Source organism: Sulfuricella sp. (assembly GCF_035531155.1).
In the GTDB taxonomy this organism is placed as follows: Bacteria; Pseudomonadota; Gammaproteobacteria; order Burkholderiales; family Sulfuricellaceae; genus Sulfuricella.
Genome location: NZ_DATKTK010000006.1, coordinates 1 through 2,991, shown reverse-complemented (window position 1 = coordinate 2,991; position 2,991 = coordinate 1). Strand labels below are relative to the sequence as shown.

Below are 2,991 nucleotides of genomic sequence, written 5' to 3'. Positions count from 1 at the left end.
CTCCTTCGGCAACCTTGGCGAAACGCGTGCGTATCGCACAGGTGGCGTTCACGGAGCGTCCGATGGCCCGCGCCGTCTGCTCCAGGCTCAACCCCAAATCCAGGGGCAGCAGTACCGCCTGTGCCCGCCTCAGTTCTTCAGCTGTCTTCGCGCTGCGCAACAACTCTCGTGCCGCCACCACATGCTCTACTCCACCTGCCGGACGTGCCATGCCATGACCCCCCAAAGAAACATGGCATATTATCACTGTTTATAACGCAAATTGGAATGATGGAGATTTTTGCACTCGATAAAGAGCAGCGGTAGGCCGTTGACGAAACCGATGATGTGCCCGTCGCCGGTAGATATTGCCCTTCACCCACAGCTCGCGCACGCAAAGAAATTCGTTGTTTTCCGGCGCATCGAAATCGAAGACCCCCAGCCGCTGCCCAGGTAGTCGGCGGTGGTCTGCTGAACAAGGGTGTCTTCAGTGTAGCTCATGCATCCCCTTTCGTGTCGGGACCCACGGCCAACAGGTTCATCACCAGGCGCACCATCAAATCCTTGGCCTACGGGTCGCTCTCGGCGATCAGCAGCGTCAGTGCCGTCATTCATCCAGGGTGAGGCGCATGCCTTCCTGACGCAGGTATAACAGGAACAGAAAGGCCCCGAAGCGCTTGTTTCCGTCTGAAAACGGGTGATTCTTGATCACGAAATAGAGCAAATGGGCGGCCCGCTCCTCGCGGGTTTGGTACAGCGGGTCGCCAAACATGGTCTGCTCGATATTGCCGAGGATGGCCGCCAGGCCCTCGCCCCGGTCGCGGGCAAACAGTTCGCTGGCCTCGCCACAGCTTCTTAAATGCATCGGCCAGCGCATCCAGCGCCCGGCGCGCCTCCTCAAAACCCAAGACGCCACGAGCAGGCTGCGCACCGACGGGTACACCGAGCTTGTCCTCGTCGTAGTCCAGCAGCAGGCGCCAGGTTTTGGCATAGCCTAGAATCAGGCTGACCACTTCGCGGCCGATGTCAGTCACCAATTCCTGCCGGGTCAAGGTCTTGCTCAACAGGTTCACCGTCTGCTCCAACTCGACCAGTCCCCGCTGGGCCAGCCGATATTCATTTATGCTGAATCCTTGGGTCAGATGCTCGCGCAGCACTCGCGTGGCCCACTGGCGAAAGCGGGTGGCTTGGGTGGAGTTGACGCGGTAGCCGACCGAGATGATGGCGTCCAGGTTGAAGTACTCCACCTGCCGGACCACCTCCCGCTCGCCCTCCCTTTGAACTGTTGCATTTTTTGCAACAGCTCGATCTCGCTCTAATTCATTGGTCTCAAATGTGTTTTTCAGGTGGCGGGAAATGACGGACCTGTCCCGGCCAAAGAGATCGGCCAACTGCTGCAAGCTGAGCCATAGGGTTTCCCCCTCAAGCCGCACCTCCACCTGCTGGCTATCAGCCTCAAAGATCACGATGTCATTCATGGCAGCTCCTTACTGTACCACCGTCCCAAACGCTATCCAGCCCGAAGTGCTCGTCGTTATAGGCCACCACCGATCGCGCTCTGCTGGGAGAAGTCTTCCTTGGTCAGGTCGCGGGTCTTGCCGCCGCGACTGGGCAGCTTGGGCTCGACCTGCTCCTTCACCGACAAATAACGGCTGTAGGCGTGACGCAGGAACACCAGGCCCATGACGGGCATGAAGTATTCATTGCTGGCGTAGTTGGAGTTGGCGCGCAGGTTGTCGGCGGCACTCCAGAGCCTTTTTTCAATGGCTTCAATGTGTTCAAGTTGCGACATTAATTTTTAGCCTTGCGTATGCCTCTACAATATTATCGTTGGATTAAACGGCCTGTTGGCCATTATCTATGACGAACTGTAAAGTGCAAGCGCCAAGATCGAAAGATTATGTCCCGCTACGTTAAACCGCATGTCATATCGGCACGCCCAGCCCCGTCAGGCTGCCGGGCAAAGCCCTGTCACTCCGTCTCCCCGGCCTGATAGGCGGCAGTGGGGGCATGCCGCTTTTGCGCATACGCCTTCAGATAAGCCACCTCCTTGTGCCAGGCCTTTACCCCCTTGGTGGCAATCCATTCCTGCTTCATCTGCTCAGGGCCAGGCACCTTGAGCAGGGTCGTGGGCGTGTAGGCCGCCCCTTTACCCGGAGGCGGCAACCCGACACCACGCTGCGTCTGATGGGCCTTGTACCAGGCATACCATTTTGAATTCGGCTGCAAAGGATGTCCGGAAGCCCCGACCTCGCGGCGCATCAGGGTGTAGTCATCACACTGGCCCGCATTGAACGCAACCGGCACCTGCATCGGGAGCAGCCGGGTCTCGGCGTAATCCGGATGATGCGTCCACATGCCGGAGAATATGCTGGCATTTTCGTCCCATTGCGACATCGGCGGCAGACCAAAAATCGCTTCCGTAGCCTTCAAGATGTTAACTTGCGAGTAGAGCTTGGTTTCCAAATACCCTTTCTTCACCCAGGGCCCCATGGCCAGCGCGAAGGTCCGGTGTGCGTTGATATGGTCGGCGCCGGACTGGGCATCGTCCTCGGTCAGGAACACCACCATGTGTTTCCATTCCGGTGTGGTGGACAGATAGTGAATAAACTTGGCCGTCGCGTAGTCATTGTTGGCCACGTAGTAGTTTGGGGTGTAATAGCACGGCGAACGACCTGCCGTGTGATCATCCGGCAACCAGATGTAAATAAAATGCGGGAATTTGGCACCCGGATGGGCTTTCAGCCAGTTCACCGCCGTTTTCTCGCGGTAGGTGTCGAGCATCATCCGATCCCAGCCTGGGAAACCGGTAGCCAGATGTTTTTTCATCGCCGTGGAGATATTGCCCGCCTGAGACCGCGAGACGAATTCGCCGAAGTCCTCAAAGGAGACCTTGTGATCGAGCAGGTCATTAAAGAGAAAAAGTCGCTGCGGATAGCTGATCCACGGATTAGACCACTTGCCCAGTACCGAGAGATTTTCATAAATCGCATAAGGGTTATCAACACCGAG

The 2,991-nt window shown here is 57.3% G+C and carries 4 protein-coding genes and 1 pseudogene; all 5 read right to left on the bottom strand.

Annotated elements, in window-relative coordinates; translation table 11 throughout:
- Positions 1–211, bottom strand: a 211-nt coding sequence (locus tag VMV64_RS02580) for a helix-turn-helix domain-containing protein (RefSeq protein ID WP_325328388.1), incomplete at its 3' end; no start/stop codon positions are given.
- A 375-nt stretch (positions 212–586) separates the two neighbouring features.
- The gene (locus VMV64_RS17335) at positions 587–751 is read right to left on the bottom strand and encodes a Fic family protein (RefSeq protein ID WP_414718817.1); all 165 of its coding nucleotides are present in this window, start codon (positions 749–751) and stop codon (positions 587–589) included.
- 337 nt (positions 752–1,088) lie between these two features.
- Positions 1,089–1,457 (bottom strand): annotated as a pseudogene (locus VMV64_RS17330) (virulence RhuM family protein); the annotation flags it as partial.
- A gap of 56 nt (positions 1,458–1,513) precedes the next feature.
- Positions 1,514–1,771, bottom strand: a complete 258-nt coding sequence (locus tag VMV64_RS02570) for a type I restriction-modification system subunit M N-terminal domain-containing protein (protein WP_325328386.1) — start codon at positions 1,769–1,771, stop codon at positions 1,514–1,516.
- Positions 1,772–1,950: 179 nt separating this feature from the next.
- On the bottom strand, positions 1,951–2,991 hold a 1,041-nt coding region (locus tag VMV64_RS02565), incomplete at its 5' end, for an alkaline phosphatase family protein (RefSeq protein WP_325328385.1).

Coding starts and splice junctions, on each gene's coding strand:
- VMV64_RS17335 (WP_414718817.1), bottom strand. CDS start 751: ATGTTTGGCGACCCGCTGTACCAAACCCGCGAGGAGCGGGCCGCCCAT.
- VMV64_RS02570 (WP_325328386.1), bottom strand. CDS start 1,771: ATGTCGCAACTTGAACACATTGAAGCCATTGAAAAAAGGCTCTGGAGT.